This is a genomic window from Stenotrophomonas sp. NLF4-10 (genome assembly GCF_022359915.1).
Taxonomy (GTDB): domain Bacteria; phylum Pseudomonadota; class Gammaproteobacteria; order Xanthomonadales; family Xanthomonadaceae; genus Stenotrophomonas; species Stenotrophomonas daejeonensis.
In genome coordinates this window covers 3049713-3063727 of the sequence record NZ_JAKSEE010000003.1, presented here as the reverse complement: position 1 = coordinate 3063727, position 14015 = coordinate 3049713, and the positions used below count along the sequence as shown (strand labels likewise).

Annotated in this window: 14 protein-coding genes, 2 tRNA genes, 1 other RNA gene and 1 pseudogene; 11 read left to right on the top strand and 7 right to left on the bottom strand. The window is 69.0% G+C overall.

Translation table 11 applies throughout. The features are described 5' to 3' along the window. Positions 1-5: 5 nt before the first annotated feature. Complete coding sequence (gene rnhA / locus MIC98_RS14515) at positions 6-458, top strand: ribonuclease HI (protein WP_239737644.1); 453 nt, start codon at positions 6-8, stop codon at positions 456-458. 8 nt (positions 459-466) lie between these two features. After that, the gene (dnaQ, locus tag MIC98_RS14510; RefSeq protein ID WP_239737643.1) at positions 467-1192 is read left to right on the top strand and encodes a DNA polymerase III subunit epsilon; all 726 of its coding nucleotides are present in this window, start codon (positions 467-469) and stop codon (positions 1190-1192) included. A 102-nt stretch (positions 1193-1294) separates the two neighbouring features. On the opposite strand, the gene MIC98_RS14505 is transcribed toward dnaQ, so the two are convergent. Continuing rightward, positions 1295-1999 carry a protein phosphatase 2C domain-containing protein gene (locus MIC98_RS14505; RefSeq protein ID WP_239737642.1) on the bottom strand — a complete coding sequence of 235 codons (705 nt, stop codon included), beginning with the start codon at positions 1997-1999 and terminating at the stop codon, positions 1295-1297. Positions 2000-2156: 157 nt separating this feature from the next. Here MIC98_RS14505 and MIC98_RS14500 point away from each other — a divergent pair. Together MIC98_RS14500 and ffs are read left to right on the top strand one after the other, a co-directional pair. Next, positions 2157-2247: transfer RNA gene (locus tag MIC98_RS14500), tRNA-Ser, on the top strand. Positions 2248-2335: 88 nt separating this feature from the next. Beyond that, an RNA gene (gene ffs, locus MIC98_RS14495) (signal recognition particle sRNA small type) lies at positions 2336-2432 on the top strand. A 118-nt stretch (positions 2433-2550) separates the two neighbouring features. Here the strand turns inward: ffs and MIC98_RS14490 are convergent. Both MIC98_RS14490 and MIC98_RS14485 read right to left on the bottom strand, forming a co-directional pair. After that, entirely contained in the window at positions 2551-3318 is a 768-nt protein-coding gene (locus MIC98_RS14490) for an MBL fold metallo-hydrolase (protein ID WP_239737641.1), read from the bottom strand. 1 nt (position 3319) lies between these two features. Further along, positions 3320-4069, bottom strand: coding sequence for a 3-deoxy-D-manno-octulosonic acid kinase (locus MIC98_RS14485; protein WP_239737640.1), 750 nt, complete (start codon positions 4067-4069; stop codon positions 3320-3322). 21 nt (positions 4070-4090) lie between these two features. Here MIC98_RS14485 and MIC98_RS14480 point away from each other — a divergent pair, with 21 nt between their 5' ends. After that, a complete protein-coding gene (locus tag MIC98_RS14480) occupies positions 4091-5137 on the top strand; it encodes a glycosyltransferase family 9 protein (RefSeq protein ID WP_239737639.1) in 1047 nt (348 codons plus the stop codon). 88 nt (positions 5138-5225) lie between these two features. On the opposite strand, the gene MIC98_RS14475 is transcribed toward MIC98_RS14480, so the two are convergent. Next, on the bottom strand, positions 5226-5624 hold the full coding sequence (locus MIC98_RS14475) for a DUF6165 family protein (RefSeq protein WP_057639658.1): 399 nt from the start codon (positions 5622-5624) through the stop codon (positions 5226-5228). Between MIC98_RS14475 and MIC98_RS14470 the strand changes: the two genes are divergently transcribed. From MIC98_RS14470 to MIC98_RS14460, 3 genes are all read left to right on the top strand, one after another. Beyond that, a complete protein-coding gene (locus tag MIC98_RS14470; protein ID WP_239737638.1) occupies positions 5623-5904 on the top strand; it encodes a hypothetical protein in 282 nt (93 codons plus the stop codon). The two genes, MIC98_RS14475 and MIC98_RS14470, sit on opposite strands and share 2 nt — an antisense overlap. After that, positions 5855-7011, top strand: a protein-coding gene (locus tag MIC98_RS14465) for an IS3 family transposase (protein WP_239734866.1) whose coding sequence is annotated in 2 segments (ribosomal slippage) — positions 5855-6095 and positions 6095-7011 — 1158 coding nt in all. Because the reading frame shifts where the segments join, the coding sequence is not laid out codon by codon here. Before MIC98_RS14470 ends, MIC98_RS14465 begins: the two co-directional genes overlap by 50 nt. A gap of 12 nt (positions 7012-7023) precedes the next feature. Beyond that, positions 7024-7377, top strand: a complete 354-nt coding sequence (locus tag MIC98_RS14460; protein ID WP_239737637.1) for an XVIPCD domain-containing protein — start codon at positions 7024-7026, stop codon at positions 7375-7377. Between the two features lie 83 nt (positions 7378-7460). On the opposite strand, the pseudogene MIC98_RS14455 reads toward MIC98_RS14460, so the two are convergent. The 3 genes and pseudogenes from MIC98_RS14455 to MIC98_RS17070 form a co-directional block, all read right to left on the bottom strand. After that, positions 7461-7589: pseudogene (locus tag MIC98_RS14455) on the bottom strand (DUF6538 domain-containing protein); the annotation flags it as partial. An 86-nt stretch (positions 7590-7675) separates the two neighbouring features. Next, a tRNA-Ser gene (locus MIC98_RS14450) sits at positions 7676-7768 on the bottom strand. A 129-nt stretch (positions 7769-7897) separates the two neighbouring features. After that, entirely contained in the window at positions 7898-10582 is a 2685-nt protein-coding gene (locus tag MIC98_RS17070; RefSeq protein ID WP_275584514.1) for a methyl-accepting chemotaxis protein, read from the bottom strand. Between the two features lie 179 nt (positions 10583-10761). On the opposite strand from MIC98_RS17070, the gene dnaX reads away from it, so the two are divergent. From dnaX to recR, 3 genes are all read left to right on the top strand, one after another. Then, a complete protein-coding gene (dnaX, locus tag MIC98_RS14435) occupies positions 10762-12663 on the top strand; it encodes a DNA polymerase III subunit gamma/tau (RefSeq protein WP_239737636.1) in 1902 nt (633 codons plus the stop codon). A 6-nt stretch (positions 12664-12669) separates the two neighbouring features. Continuing rightward, a complete protein-coding gene (locus MIC98_RS14430; protein ID WP_057639651.1) occupies positions 12670-12990 on the top strand; it encodes a YbaB/EbfC family nucleoid-associated protein in 321 nt (106 codons plus the stop codon). Positions 12991-13276: 286 nt separating this feature from the next. Then, positions 13277-13873, top strand: a complete 597-nt coding sequence (gene recR / locus MIC98_RS14425) for a recombination mediator RecR (protein ID WP_239737635.1) — start codon at positions 13277-13279, stop codon at positions 13871-13873. The last annotated feature ends 142 nt before the right edge of the window (positions 13874-14015 follow it).

Sequence of the window (14015 nt, the reverse complement as noted above, 5' to 3'; positions counted from 1 at the left end):
GCAAGATGAAAGAGATCGAGATACACACCGACGGGGCCTGCCTCGGCAACCCCGGGCCGGGCGGCTGGGCGGCGCTGCTGCGCTACAAGGGCCACGAACGCGAACTGGCTGGGGGCGAAGGGCATACTACCAACAATCGCATGGAGCTGATGGCCGCGATCATGGGGCTGGAAACGCTGACCGAGCCGTGCCGGATCGTGCTGCAGACCGACTCGCAGTACGTGCGCCAGGGCATCACCGAGTGGATGCCCGGCTGGGTACGGCGCAACTGGAAGACCGCTGGCGGCGACCCGGTGAAGAACCGCGACCTGTGGGAACGTCTGCATGCTGCCACCCAGCGGCACCAGATCGAGTGGCGCTGGGTGAAGGGCCACAATGGCGATCCCGACAACGAGCGCGTGGACCAGTTGGCCCGCGATGCCGCAATCCACGTGCGCAACGGCGCCGCAAGCAACTGAGGTAACCCGTGCGCCAGATCGTCCTTGATACCGAAACCACCGGCCTGGAATGGAAGAAGGGCAACCGCGTGGTCGAAATCGGCTGCGTGGAGTTGCTCGAACGCCGCCCCAGCGGCAACAACTTCCACCGCTACCTGAAGCCGGACTGCGCGTTCGAGGCCGGTGCGCAGGAAGTGACCGGCCTGAGCCTGGAGTTCCTCGCCGACAAGCCGCGCTTCGAGGAGGTCGTCGACGAATTTCTTGCCTATGTCGACGGTGCCGAGTTGATCATCCACAACGCCGCGTTCGACATGGGCTTCCTCGAGAACGAGATGCTGCTCGTGGGCAGGGGGCGGCTGGACGAACGGGTGACGGTGACCGACACCCTGGCGATGGCGCGCGAGCGCTTCCCCGGCCAGCGCAACTCGCTGGACGCGCTGTGCAAGCGGCTGGGCGTGGACAACTCGCACCGCCACCTGCATGGCGGCCTGCTCGACGCGCAGATCCTGGCCGACGTCTACATCGCGCTGACCTCGGGGCAGGAGGAGATCGGCTTCGGCCTGCCGGAGGCGGAAGCGGCGAGTGCCGGCGGCGTGGTGCAGGTATTCGATGCCGCCGTGCTATTGCCGCGCCCGCGCGTGCTGGTCACCGCTTCCGAGCTGGAGGCGCATGCGGCGCGGCTGGAACGCCTGCGCAAGAAGGCCGGCCATGCGCTGTGGGATGGCGCGAAGGCGGAAGAAACAGTCAGCGCGTAGATGCGGGGCTTGCCCCGCATGCTCGTGGCAGGCGACGCCGGGAAGGCCCTGTACCGGGCAAGCCCGGCACCTACGGTGCGGGTTCCGGCATGACGGCGTTGCTCAATGGCAGCGCACCAGGATGGCGGTGATGTTGTCCGAGCCGCCGCCGTCCAGCGCCGCGGCGACCAGCATGTCCACGCATTCCTGCGCGCTGCAGTCGTGCTGGGCAAGGGCATCGGCGAGGCCGGTGTCGTCCACTTCCTCGGTCAGGCCGTCGCTGCACAACAGCAACTGCATGCCCGGCCGCAGCTCGCCGGTCATCGTCGCGACATTCAGGTGCGCCGGGTCGGTCACGCCCAGTGCCTGGGTGACGACGTTGCGGTGCGGGTGGGCGCGGGCCTGCTCGGCGGTCAATGAGCCCTGCGCGATCAGCTCCTGCACGTAGCTGTGGTCCTGGCTGAGCTGGGCCAGCTTGCCGTCGCGCCACAGGTAGGCACGGCTGTCGCCGACCCAGGCCACCTCGAAGCGGTTGCCCAGCACGCGCGCGGCAACCACCGTGGTGCCCATCGGCAGGCTGTCGTTGCGGTGGCGCGAGGCGCGGATGATGTCCTCGTCGGCGATGCGGATCGCCTGCGGCAGCGTGGTGCCGCCGCGGACCTCGCGGACGATGGCCTCGCGCGCCAGCGCGCTGGCGACCTCGCCGCAGGCATGGCCGCCCATGCCGTCGGCCACCAGCCACAGCCCCAGTTCGCTGTCACCGTGGTAGGTGTCCTCGTTGAGCTGGCGGCGCAGGCCGACGTGGCTGAGGTGTCCGAATTCGATCATGGGCGCCGGCGGGGGCGGTTTTCAGCGGAAGCGGCCTGCATCATCGCGTCCGCGGCCGGTGCACGGCAAGCGTCTTGCCAGGGTGGAAGGGCAGAAACCGCTTGTCCACGCCGCCCGCGCCCCTTATCATTCGCAGCCCGGTTCGCCGGGAACCGCCGGGAAGGTGGCAGAGTGGTTGAATGTACCTGACTCGAAATCAGGCATGCGTTTATAGCGCATCGGGGGTTCGAATCCCCCCCTTCCCGCCAGACACGCGAGTTTCTCGCAACCCCGCGCAATGCTGCGCGGAACATCGAAACCGGGCCGCGCACTGCGCGGCCTGCGTCTATGGTGGCCCCGTCGGCCCCTCGCGACGCTAGGTCGAAAATCCCGCCAGGGCCGGAAGGCAGCAACGGTATCGACTGACGCGGGCGCCGAGGTCAGCCGGCGGGGCCGCCACCTTTTCGGGCCTGCCAACTGCCGTAGCATGTGATATTGGGCATGCTGTAGATGCGGGGCTTGCCCCGCATGGAACCTCCACGGCAAAGCCCCATGCCGGGCAAGCCCGACATCTACGGGGAAGCGAATGGCTCCGCCTGCGCTGTCGTGGGCGCGGCCAGCGCCACGCATTGCCCCGGCTCGGCCACGCGGTGCCCGCGCGCGCGCAGGGCGGCGCCATCGGCGGCGCTGGCGTAGTGGTAGAGCATCATCCGCGCGCGCAGCTCCGGCGGGTATTCGCGTTCGAGGTCGTCGATGCCGGTATGCGACGGATTGCCGTGCAGGCCGCAGTCGTGCGCGACCAGTTCGCCATCGTCCGCGTAACGGGCCAGCATTTCCGGAATGGGGCGGGTGTCGCCGCTCCATGCCAGCGCGCCCTGCAGGCGCAGGCCCCAGGCGGTTTCCGGCCAGTGGTGGCGCACCGGGAACACCTCCAGGCGCAGGCCGTCGTGCCAGAACGCCTCGCCGACCACGACCAGCTGGAACGCGTCCCAGAAATTGGCGCCGCCCTCGGCCAGCACGTTCGGGTAGTCGGCCACGCGCCGGTGCAGCAGCGGCACCACCGGCGCCGGCACGTACACGCGGACCTTGCCGCGCCGTTGCGGGTTGAAGTACGTATCGACGAACAGGCGCTCGAACCCGGCCACGTGGTCCAGGTGCACGTGGGTGACGAACACGGCATCGGGCATCGCGCCGTAGTGCGCGTGGTAGGCGGTCAGGCCCTCGCCGCCGCAGTCGATGGTCAGCCACGGCCGGCCGTCGCGCTCGATCACCGCCATCGGCGAGCCGAGCTCGACCGCCGATGCGTTGCCGACGCCAAGGAAACGCAGTGCCCAGCTCACTTCACACGCCCCGGTTCCAGGCCAGGTCGTAGGCGCGGCGCAGGCGCGCGAAATCCTTCTCCACGTCCTCGCGGCTGCGCTCGCCACGCAGCTTGAGCAGCGAGCGCAGCAGGCGCTTGAGGTTGCGCTCGCGCCAGCGCGTGGCGGGGATGCGCAGCACGCCGCGGTCGAAGTCGATCAGCCAGCCGCGGCCATTGGCGTCGAACAGGATGTTGTGGGCATTGAGGTCGGCATGGTCCAGCCCGGCGCGGTGGAAACGCGCGATCAGGCGCCCGGCTTCCTCCCACGGCGCGCCGCGCCCGGCGACCAGCGCGCGGTCGGCCAGCGAGCGCACGTCGTCCAGCCGCTCCATCAGGAGGGCCGCGCGGTAGCGCAGCCCGTCGCGCATGTAGAACGCCGCCACCGGCCGCGGCACCGGCAGCTTCTGCGCGATCAGTTTCCGCATCAGCCGGAATTCGGCGAAGCTGCGGGTGCGGTTGGCGCCATGCCACAGGTAATGCGCATGGCTGATCCGCGCCGCCAGCCCGCCGCGCAGGTAGTGGCGCAGCACGCACTGGCCGAAGGGCGCGTTGACGAACCATGCGCCGCCGCGGCCGCCGGCGCCCACCGGCCGCGCCTTGTCGCCCCACCAAGGGGGCGAGAACATCGCGGCTTCGGCTTGCCGCAGATATTCGTGGTCGAACAGAATGGCGCCCTGGCCGCGGCCTTCGCGGCAAGGCGTCAGCGCTTCAGTGGCGTCGAAAGCGACCATTCCGGCGAGTCTAACAACACCATGCCCGCAACGTCCTCCCCATTGTGCCTGCTGCGCCTGTCGGCGCTGGGCGACGTGACCCATGTGCTGCCGCTGGTGCGCACGCTGCAACGCGGCCTGCCGGGCGCCGAGCTGCATTGGGTGATCGACAAGGCCGGGCACAAGCTGCTCGACGGCCTGCCGGGCGTCGGCTTCCACGTCTACGACAAGAACAGCGGGCTGGCCGGCATGCGCGCGCTGCGCCGCGAATTGCCGGCGGGTGGTTTCGACGCGCTGTTGCAGATGCAGGTGGCGTTCCGCGCCAACGTGCTGTCGGCGTTCATCCCGGCGCGGCGGCGCATCGGCTACGACAAGTCGCGCTCGAAGGACCTGCACGGCCTTTTCATCAACGAACGCATCCCCGACCGCCCGGGCATCCACGTGCTCGATGCCATCGGCAGCTTCTGCGAACCGCTGGGCCTGAAGCAGACCGACGTCGCGTGGGACCTGGGGACGCCGCCGGAAGCGCACGCATGGGCGCGCGCGCAGTGGGAGGACGATGGCCGCCCGGTGCTGATGATTTCCCCCTGTTCCAGCCATGCGCGCCGCAACTGGCGCGCCGACCGCTACGCCGCGGTGGCCGACCATGCCGCCGCGCGCGGCTGGAAGGTGGTGCTGTGCGGCGGCCGCAGCGAACTGGAACGCAGCACCACCGATGCGATCCTCGCGGCGATGCGCGGGCCGGCACTGGACCTGGTCGGCAAGGACACGCTCAAGCAGTTGCCGGCATTGCTGGCCCGCGCCGACCTGCTGCTGACGCCCGATTCGGGGCCGATGCACATCGCCAATGCCGTCGGCACCAAGGTGTTGGGCCTGCACGCGGCCAGCAACCCCGAGCGCAGCGGCCCGTATTCGGACCGCCGCTATTGCGTGGACCGCTACGACGACGCGGCCCGCCGTTTCCTGCACAAGCCGGCCAGCGCGCTGAAGTGGGGCACCAAGGTCGAGTTCGACGGGGTGATGGACCTGGTGACGGTGGACGATGCCATCGCCGCGTTCGAGCGTTACGTGGCTGATCACCTGGCCTGAAACCCCCTGCAGGAGCGACGCAAGTCGCGACGAGGCTTTCCCGACAAAGCCAGGTCGCGACTTGCGTCGCTCCTGCAAAACGGGTGGTTCAACGCGCGGCGTAGTCGGCGTAGGACTTCTCTTCGACGTAGCCCGAGCCCAGCGCGAGGTTGATCGCCTTCTTGATACGCGCGCGCTCGTCGTTGCGGAAATACACGCTGCGCGCCAGTTCGACGAAGCCGTCGTCGAAGGCCTGCGCCTTGTCCTTCAGGCGGATGTCGTCCTCGATGTCCCACAACTGCTCGTTCACCGCCTTCAGCTCCGCGTGCAGGGCACCGATGTCCGCGGCCGCGGCCGGATGCGCGGACCAGGTGGCCTCCAGCGCAGCCAGTTCCTTGCGCACGTTGGCCAGCTTGGCCGCGTCGCTGATGCGCTCGGACTTGATCTGCAGGATCGTGATCTTGTCGAGCAGCTCGCCGAAGGAGACGGGGACCAGGATTTCGGACATGACGGACACCATTGAAACGATGATGGGAAGTGTAGCGGCCATCGCGCCGGGCCGATGGTTTGCCATGATCGGCCTGTGCCCCGACCCGTGCCCGCCGATATGGGTTCCGCCCAAAGAAAAACCCCTGACGAGTCAGGGGTTTCGCATGATCTGGCGGAGAGAGGAGGATGGGTTCACCCCCGTTTTCACGGACACTTACGAGAAGGCCGATCGAGGCCTGAGGAGTGTTCATGTCGAAGCGAAGGAAGTTCAGCGCCGAGTTCAAGCGCGGTGCTATTGAGCAGGCCAGCCAGCCGGGTGTGAGCTGTGCCCAAGTGGCTCGGGAGTTGGGGATCCGCGACACCCTGTTGACCCGCTGGAAGCGGGAAGCCCAGAGCCAGGGGGTGGTGGCTTTCGGCGGCAGCGGGACGCCCCGGGACGAAGAGCTGGCCCGCCTCAAGCGCGAGCTGGCCCGGGTGAGGAAGGAACGGGATTTTTTGCGAGAAGCGGCGACGTTCTTTGCCAAGGGATCATCCTGAGGTATCAGGTGATCGAACGTTGCCGCGACGCGTTTCCGGTTCGACTGATGTGCCGCTGCCTGAAGGTGTCGGCCAGCGGTTACTACGACTGGAGCCAGCGACTGCCCAGCGCCCGACAGCGCGACAACCAGCGCCTGGCCGCGCGAATCCGCGAGATGCACGAGGACAGCCGTGGCACTCTCGGCGCCGGTCGCATGCACGAAGACCTGGTCGATCAGGGCGAGTCGGCCAGCTTGAACCGCGTGGCGCGACTGATGGCGGCCGAGGGTTTGCAGGGCTGGCCGCGCCCGAAGCGGCGCGGTCAGCGCGGACGGCCGGCGCTCACGCCTCCGGGCGTGCGCAACCTGCTGGAGCGGGACTTCACCGCACTGGAGCCGGAGACCAAATGGGTCACCGACATCACTGAGATCAAAACAGGACAAGGCAAGCTGTATCTATGCATCGTGCTGGATTTGTTCGACCAGCGCGTGGTGGGTTGGTCGATGCACCACAGGCAGGACCGGCACATGGTGATCCGGGCGGTGCAGATGGCGGTATGGCAGCGGCAAGGCGCGGAGCCGGTGATCCTGCATTCCGATCGCGGCAGTCAATTCCGAAGCGGCGACTACCAGCGGTATCTGTCGAGAAACGGCCTGGTCTGTTCGATGAGCGCGGTGGGACACTGCGGCGACAACGCGGCCTGCGAAGGGTTTTTCGGCGTGCTCAAGCGCGAGCGGATCTACCGCACGAAGTACCTGACACTCGATGCAGCGAAGACTGATGTGTTCGAATACGTCGAGCGGTTCCATAACCCGAGGATGCGGCGAAGAGTCGCCAGGCGCGATCGGGAGTTCCAAGCTCTTTCACAACCGTCCGTGATTTCGGGGTAGAACCCTGGTTGGGTGAAGGGCACCGGCAACTGGACCGAGGAGGAGTCCAAGAACGTGGCGGCGTCGCTCTACAAGCAGCAAGTGAACGACCCCCTCATCAGACGAGTAGATGCGGTCACCGGCGGCTTGGGGAAGGACGGGGCGCACAACGTGTTTGCGGTTTACGCCCCGTACGGGATGGACAAGGGGCCGCTCTTCCATGCGCATGTCGATGGCCATCAGGCCGCGCAGGAGCCTGCGCAGCAGAACCTGCAGCAGGCCGAGTTCATCAAGCAGGACCAGGTCCGTCAGCAAGCACTGGAGCAGACGCAGCAGCAAACCGTCCAGCAGGAGCAAGGGCCGCGGATGACCATGGGCGGCCTATGAAAGCGCTGGCCGATGAAGCTTGCTTTATAGAATTGGATGGTTAACCGGCCGCCAACACCAACGCGCGCATCCGCGCGTCTTTGCATGTCGCAGGTTTGCAGGGTGCGCTTGAAGGTCTGCCGGCCCACGACTGACTGGAGATCGACGGGCACCCGTTGCCGAAACGACCAGAGACCGGTTGGTGCACGGGAGAGATGATGAGGGATGCGCATAGGCGTCATGTGTCCCACCTTGCGTCTCTGTAGCCCAATCCTTACGCCAACAAAAAACCCCTGCGTAAACAGGGGTTTGCGTAATCTGGCGGAGAGAGGGGGATTCGAACCCCCGAAGCGCGGTTTAGACGCTTACACACTTTCCAGGCGTGCTCCTTCAACCACTCGGACACCTCTCCAGGACTTGCCGCCACTTTGGGCGGTGGCAAGGGCGGGAATTCTATAGGGGCGGGACGGCGGCCACAAGTCGGGAACGCGGAGTCGGGCGGCAGTCCGCCTCCGTGCGCCGCCCGGTGGCGGCGGCCTGTTCAGGCCAGCCGGAACACCGCCACCATCTGCGCCAGTTCGTCGGCCTGCTCCTGCAGCGAGCGGGCCGCGGCGCTGGCTTCCTCCACCATCGCCGCGTTCTGCTGGGTGGCGCCGTCCATCTGCACGATGGTCTGGTTGACCTGCTCGATGCCGGCGCTCTGTTCCTGCGAGGCGGCGGCGATCTCGGCCATCAGGTCGCTGACGCGCTGCACCGAGGCGATGATCTCGCGCATGGTGTCGCCGGCGTCGCCGACCAGCGCCGCGCCCTGGCCCACGCGCTGCACCGAGTCGCCGATCAGGCCCTTGATCTGCCGCGCGGCCTCGCCCGAGCGCTGCGCCAGCAGGCGCACTTCGCTGGCGACCACGGCGAAGCCGCGGCCCTGCTCGCCGGCGCGGGCGGCTTCCACCGCGGCGTTCAGGGCGAGGATGTTGGTCTGGAAGGCGATGCCGTCGATCACGCCGATGATGCTTTCGATCTGCCGCGAGGCGTGGCTGATGCCGTCCATCTGCTCGACCACCTGCCCGACCAGCGCGCCGCCGCGGCCGGCGATGTCGGCCGCGCCGGTGGCCAGCTGCCGCGCCTGCTGCGAGGTGGTGGCGTTGTTGCGCACGGTGGAGGTGAGCTCTTCCATCGACGCGGCGGTTTCCTCGAGGTTGGCGGCCTGCTGCTCGGAGCGGGCGGCCAGGTCGTTGTTGCCGGCGGTGATGTCGTGGGCGGCGGTGCCGATGGCGTCCACCGCGCCGCGCACGCCCTGCATGATGCCGGTCAGGCGCTCCACGGTGGCGTTGGTGTCGTCGCGCATCTGCCCGAACACGCCGCGGTAGTCGGCGGTGATGCGCTGGGTGAGGTCGCCCTGCGCCAGCGCGCCGAGCACGCGCTGCACGTCGCCGATGGTGCCGGCGTTGGCGTCGAGCATGCCGTTGACGCCGTCGGCCAGGCGGCGGAAGAAACCGGTCTTGCCGTCGCGGCCGATGCGCCGGGACAGGTCGCCGTCGGCGGCGGCGTCGATGACGCTGCCCACTTCGGCCTCCACCGCCACTTCCTGGCTGCGGTCGCGCCATTCCACCACCACGCCCAGCCGTTGGCCGTCGCCGGCAACCACCGGTGCGGCGGTCTGCGCGAACACGGCGCTGCCGAAGGCCAGTTCGCGCTGCACGATGCCTTCGATGTGGGCCAGCGCGTCGCCACCGTCGGGCTGCAGCTGTGCCAGCGGTTGTTCCTCAAGATGCTCGAGATCGGCATCGGGCAGGTGCCGGGCCAGTTCGGCGCGGTGCTGCGCCAGCAGTTGCCGCATCGCCGGGTTGGCATAGGCGACGCGGCCGCCGGCATCGGCGATCAGCATCGCGGTGCCGGCATTGTCCAAGGCGATGCGCACGCGCAGGTTCTCCGCGGCGATGCGGCGCTCGGCGTCCAGCCGCGCCTTCAGGTCGGCCTGCATCTTGCGCAGGGCGCGCGAGACTTGTCCCACTTCGTCGTCGCCACCGGCGGCGATGGGGTAGTCCAGTTGCCCGGCGGCCACCGCGTCCACGCCCTGCACGATGCCGCGCAGCGGGGTGCCGACCAGCTGCCGCAGCAGCAGCACGACCACCGTCACCAGCGCCAGCACGCTGGCCACGCCGACCCAGATTACCCGGTTGCGGATCTGCACCACACCGGCCATCACCACATCGACCGGGGCCGAGACCATCAGCGCGAAGGCGTCCGGGGCATGGCCGACGGTGATCGGCACGTAGACGCGGAAGACCTCGCCGCCGACGCTGGCGTCGACGGTGCGCTGGTGGACGATTTCGCCCTTGGCCAGCCGCGCCAGCAGCGGCGCCAGGTCCGGGGCGAACGGTTTGCCCAGGCTCTGCTGCTCCGGCGCGGCGAGCACGGCGCCGGTGGGCGAGAGCAGGCGCACCACGCCGCGCTGGTAGGGGCGCACCTTGGCGAGGTTGGCCTGGATGGCGGACAGGGCGATGTCGGCGCCGGCCACGCCGTGGAACTGGCCGTCCAGCTTGATCGGCACCATCAGGCTGGTCATCAGCACCTTGGTGGTACCCACGTCGTCCAGGTACGGCTCGAACATCAGCTCGTCGCCGCGCTCCTTCACCGCCACGTAGTACTTCTCGGCGTCGGGGCCGTCGATCTTGATCTCGTTGCTGCTGCCGACGGTGTCCTGCAACGCCGGTTCGGCGTCGCCCTGGCGGGTCCAGTAGATGGAGATGCGGCCGGCGTCGCTGCTGACCTGCTGGTCGGGGTCCAGTCCGGCGATGAAGGCCTGCAGTTCGTCGCCCTCGGGTTCGCCCTCGGGCCAACTGCGGGCGAACTCGGCGTCGCGGCCGTCGTAGCCATTGGGCTCGAATTCCAGCCAGTAGCCCAGCACCGCCGCGTCCGCGGCGGTGAAGCGCCGGGTGAGTGCGGACACCTCGCCGCGGCTGGCGTCGCCGCGGGCCATCAGCGCCTCGGTGGCGTCGGCCAGGCCGCGCACGCGCGACAGGGTCTCGGTGGCGTCGCCGCGGACCTTGGCGGCCTCGGCCTGGGCCAGGTGCTCCAGCTCGTTCAGGGCGGCCGCCTCCTGCACCGCCGCCGCCTTCTGCTGGATCAGCCACGCCGCGCCGGCGAAGCAGGCCGCGGCCACCAGTCCCAGCACCAGCGCGGTACGCGCCACCACCGATTTCAAACCCGTTCGGCGAACTTGCATTGGTCCAACCTCTGGAATGTTGCCGGAGCGCAGTCAGCACAAGGCTGGGCGGCAATGCCGGCCCCGTTGCTGGAGATATCGCCCCCGGCGGCCGGATCTTTAACCGGGCCGGCGGCGCGGGTGTGGCACCGGCCGGCCGGCACCGGCACAATGACGGTCCAGATGAAGACGGTTGCCTGATGTCCTACCTCGTCCTCGCCCGCAAGTGGCGCCCCAAGCGTTTCGCCGAGCTGGTGGGGCAGGAACACGTGGTCCGCGCGCTGAGCAACGCGCTGGACAGCGGCCGCGTCCACCATGCCTTCCTGTTCACCGGCACCCGCGGCGTCGGCAAGACCACCATCGCCCGCATCTTCGCCAAGTCGCTGAACTGCGAGCACGGCACCAGTGCCGACCCCTGCGGCCAGTGCGCGGCCTGCCTGGACATCGACGCCGGCCGCTACATCGACCTGCTGGAGATCGACGCGGCCTCCAACACCGGCGTGGACGACGTGCGCGAGGTGATCGAGAACGCCCAGTACATGCCCTCGCGCGGCAAGTACAAGGTGTACCTGATCGACGAGGTGCACATGCTGTCCAAGGCGGCGTTCAACGCGCTGCTGAAGACGCTGGAGGAGCCGCCGGAGCACGTGAAGTTCCTGCTGGCCACCACCGACCCGCAGAAGCTGCCGGTGACCGTGCTGTCGCGCTGCCTGCAGTTCAACCTGAAGCGGCTGGACGAGGAACAGATCCGCGGGCAGATGACCCGGATCCTCACTGCCGAGCAGATCGAGTTCGAGGACGGTGCCATCGCGCAGCTGGCGCGCGGCGCCGATGGCTCGCTGCGCGACGGCCTGTCGCTGCTGGACCAGGCCATCGCCTATGCCGGCGGCGTGCTGGGCGACGAGGTGGTGCGGGCGATGCTCGGCACCGTGGACCGTACCCAGGTGGCGGCGATGCTCGATGCGCTGGCCGCGGGTGATGGCGCGCGGCTGTTGCAGGTGGTGGCCGCGCTGGCCGATTTCTCGCCGGACTGGAGCGGTGTGCTCGATGCGCTGGCCGAGGCGCTGCACCGCATCCAGGTGCAGCAACTGGTGCCGGGCGCTTTGGTGCCGGGCGACGGCATCGACGCGGTGGCGTTCGCGCCGCGCCTGCGCCCGGAAGTGGTGCAGCTGTGGTACCAGATGGCCCTGGGCGGCCGCCGCGACCTGCATCTGGCGCCGAGCCCGCGCGCCGGTTTCGAAATGACCGTGCTGCGCATGCTGGCCTTCCGCCCGGCCGGCAGCGTGCCGGCGGTGCCGGAAGGCGCCGGCCCGGAGGCGGGCGCTGGAGCGTCGTCGGCAAGCGGTTCCGCGCCTGTGGCGTCGGCCGCGGCCATGGCCGCGCCGGTGCGGCGGGCGAATGCCACGCCCGCAGATCCTTCCCCGGGGGCTTATGCGGCAGCGAACCCGGTGGCCGCCGCGCCCGAGCCTTTGCGTGTGCGCGAACCCCGGTCCGAGCCGGTGGCTTCCCCGTTGCCGGCCCCGACAGCAGCCCACCGCGACGACGACCTGCCGCCGTGGATGGAAGAAACCGCCGCCGCGCAGGCGCGCGACGACGCGGCCGACGCCCTGCCGGCCCCGGTTCGCCAGGCGCCGCCTTCGCCGTTCCGCGCCGACGGCATCGCGATTGCGCCGCCGCCCGCCGTCGAACGCAGCGCCGCCGCCACGCGTGCGCTGGAAAGCGCCGGGCAATGGCTGGACCTGGTTGCCGCCAGCGGCCTGTCCGGGCCGTCGCGCGAACTGGCGGCCAACGCCGCCTTCGTCAGCTACCGCAATGGCGTGCTGCGCCTGGCGCTGCCGCCGGGCTTCGAATACCTGCAGTCCGAGCGCTCGCTGGCGGCGCTGGCGCAGACCCTGGCGCAGGCGCTGGGCAGCGCGCCGAAGATCGTGGTCGAGGCCGGGCAGGAGGCGCAGGCCGAGACCCTGCACGCCCGCACCGACCGCCAGCGTGGCGAACGACAGACCGCGGCCGAGGCCGCCTTCATGGCCGACCCGCAGGTACAGCACCTGCTCGCGCAGGGCGCACGGGTCGTGGCCGATTCCATCCGTCCCTTTGAAGAGTAAGCAAGCATGCGCGGCAATATCGCCCAGATGATGCAACAGGCCCAGAAAATGCAGGAAAACCTGCAGAAGGCCCAGGAAGAAATCGCCAAGCTGGAAGTCACCGGCAGCGCCGGCGGCGGCATGGTCAACATCACCCTCACCGGCACCAAGGAGTGCCGCAAGGTGCGCATCGATCCTAGCATCCTGTCCGACCAGGAAATGGTCGAGGACCTGATCGCGGCGGCGTTCAATGACGCCTCCAACAAGATCGACGCCGAATCGCAGGCGCGCATGGGCTCGGCCACCGCCGGCATGAAGCTGCCGCCGGGCATGAAGCTGCCGTTCTGACGGCAGCGGACGCCAGCCATCAAGCCCCTCTCCCGCCGGGAGAGGGGTTGGGGTGAGGGTTCGGGGGCGAAGCCTTGCGCACCCTGTGTATGCAAACAGCGGTATCTCGATTGTTTTCTCCACGGGCGCGTGGCGACGCGTTCATCGTCAGGACCACCGTCAGTTCCCTGCGGCGCGGCTTCGCCCGTACCCTCATCCGCCCCTGCGGGGCACCTTCTCCCGGAGGGAGAAGGAAACAGCCGGCATTCGACGCCGATCACGTCCAGCCAAGCCTTCCCGACTCCCCGTGTCCTCACTTCTCGAACAACTGATCGACGCCTTCCGGGTACTGCCCGGCGTCGGCCAGAAGACCGCGCAACGCATGGCCTACCACGTGCTCGAACGCGCGCGCGAGGGCGGCCAGCGCCTGTCGGTGGCGCTGGCCGATGCGATCGAGAAGATCGGGCATTGCACGCAGTGCCGCGATTTCAGCGAGACCGAGGTGTGCCCGGTGTGCGCCAGCACCAGCCGCGAGCGGCAGACCCTGTGCGTGGTGGAGTCGCCGGCCGACCGTCTGGCGATCGAGCATGCCACCAGCTACCGTGGCCTCTACTACGTGCTGCAGGGGCGGTTGTCGCCACTGGATGGCATCGGCCCGCGCGAGCTCGGCCTCGACCAACTGGAAGCAAGGTTGGCGCAGGGCGAGGTCAACGAGTTGATCATCGCCACCAATTCCACCGTCGAAGGCGAGGCCACCGCGCACTACCTGGCGCAGCTGGCGCGCCGCCACGGCGTGCGCCCGAGCCGGCTGGCGCAGGGCCTGCCGCTGGGCGGCGAGCTGGAATACGTGGACCGCGGCACGCTGTCGCACGCCTTCGGCAGCCGCAGCGAAATCCGCGACTGACGGTTCATTGCCGGTGGCCGAGGTTGCCGGATGCCGGTGGGTGCTGACCGTTGGCCGGCACGGCTGTTCGCCATCCATCGAACCGCACGGTGCTGCGCATCGCCGCCACGACCAACGGTCGGGCGGGTATCGGCATTGCATA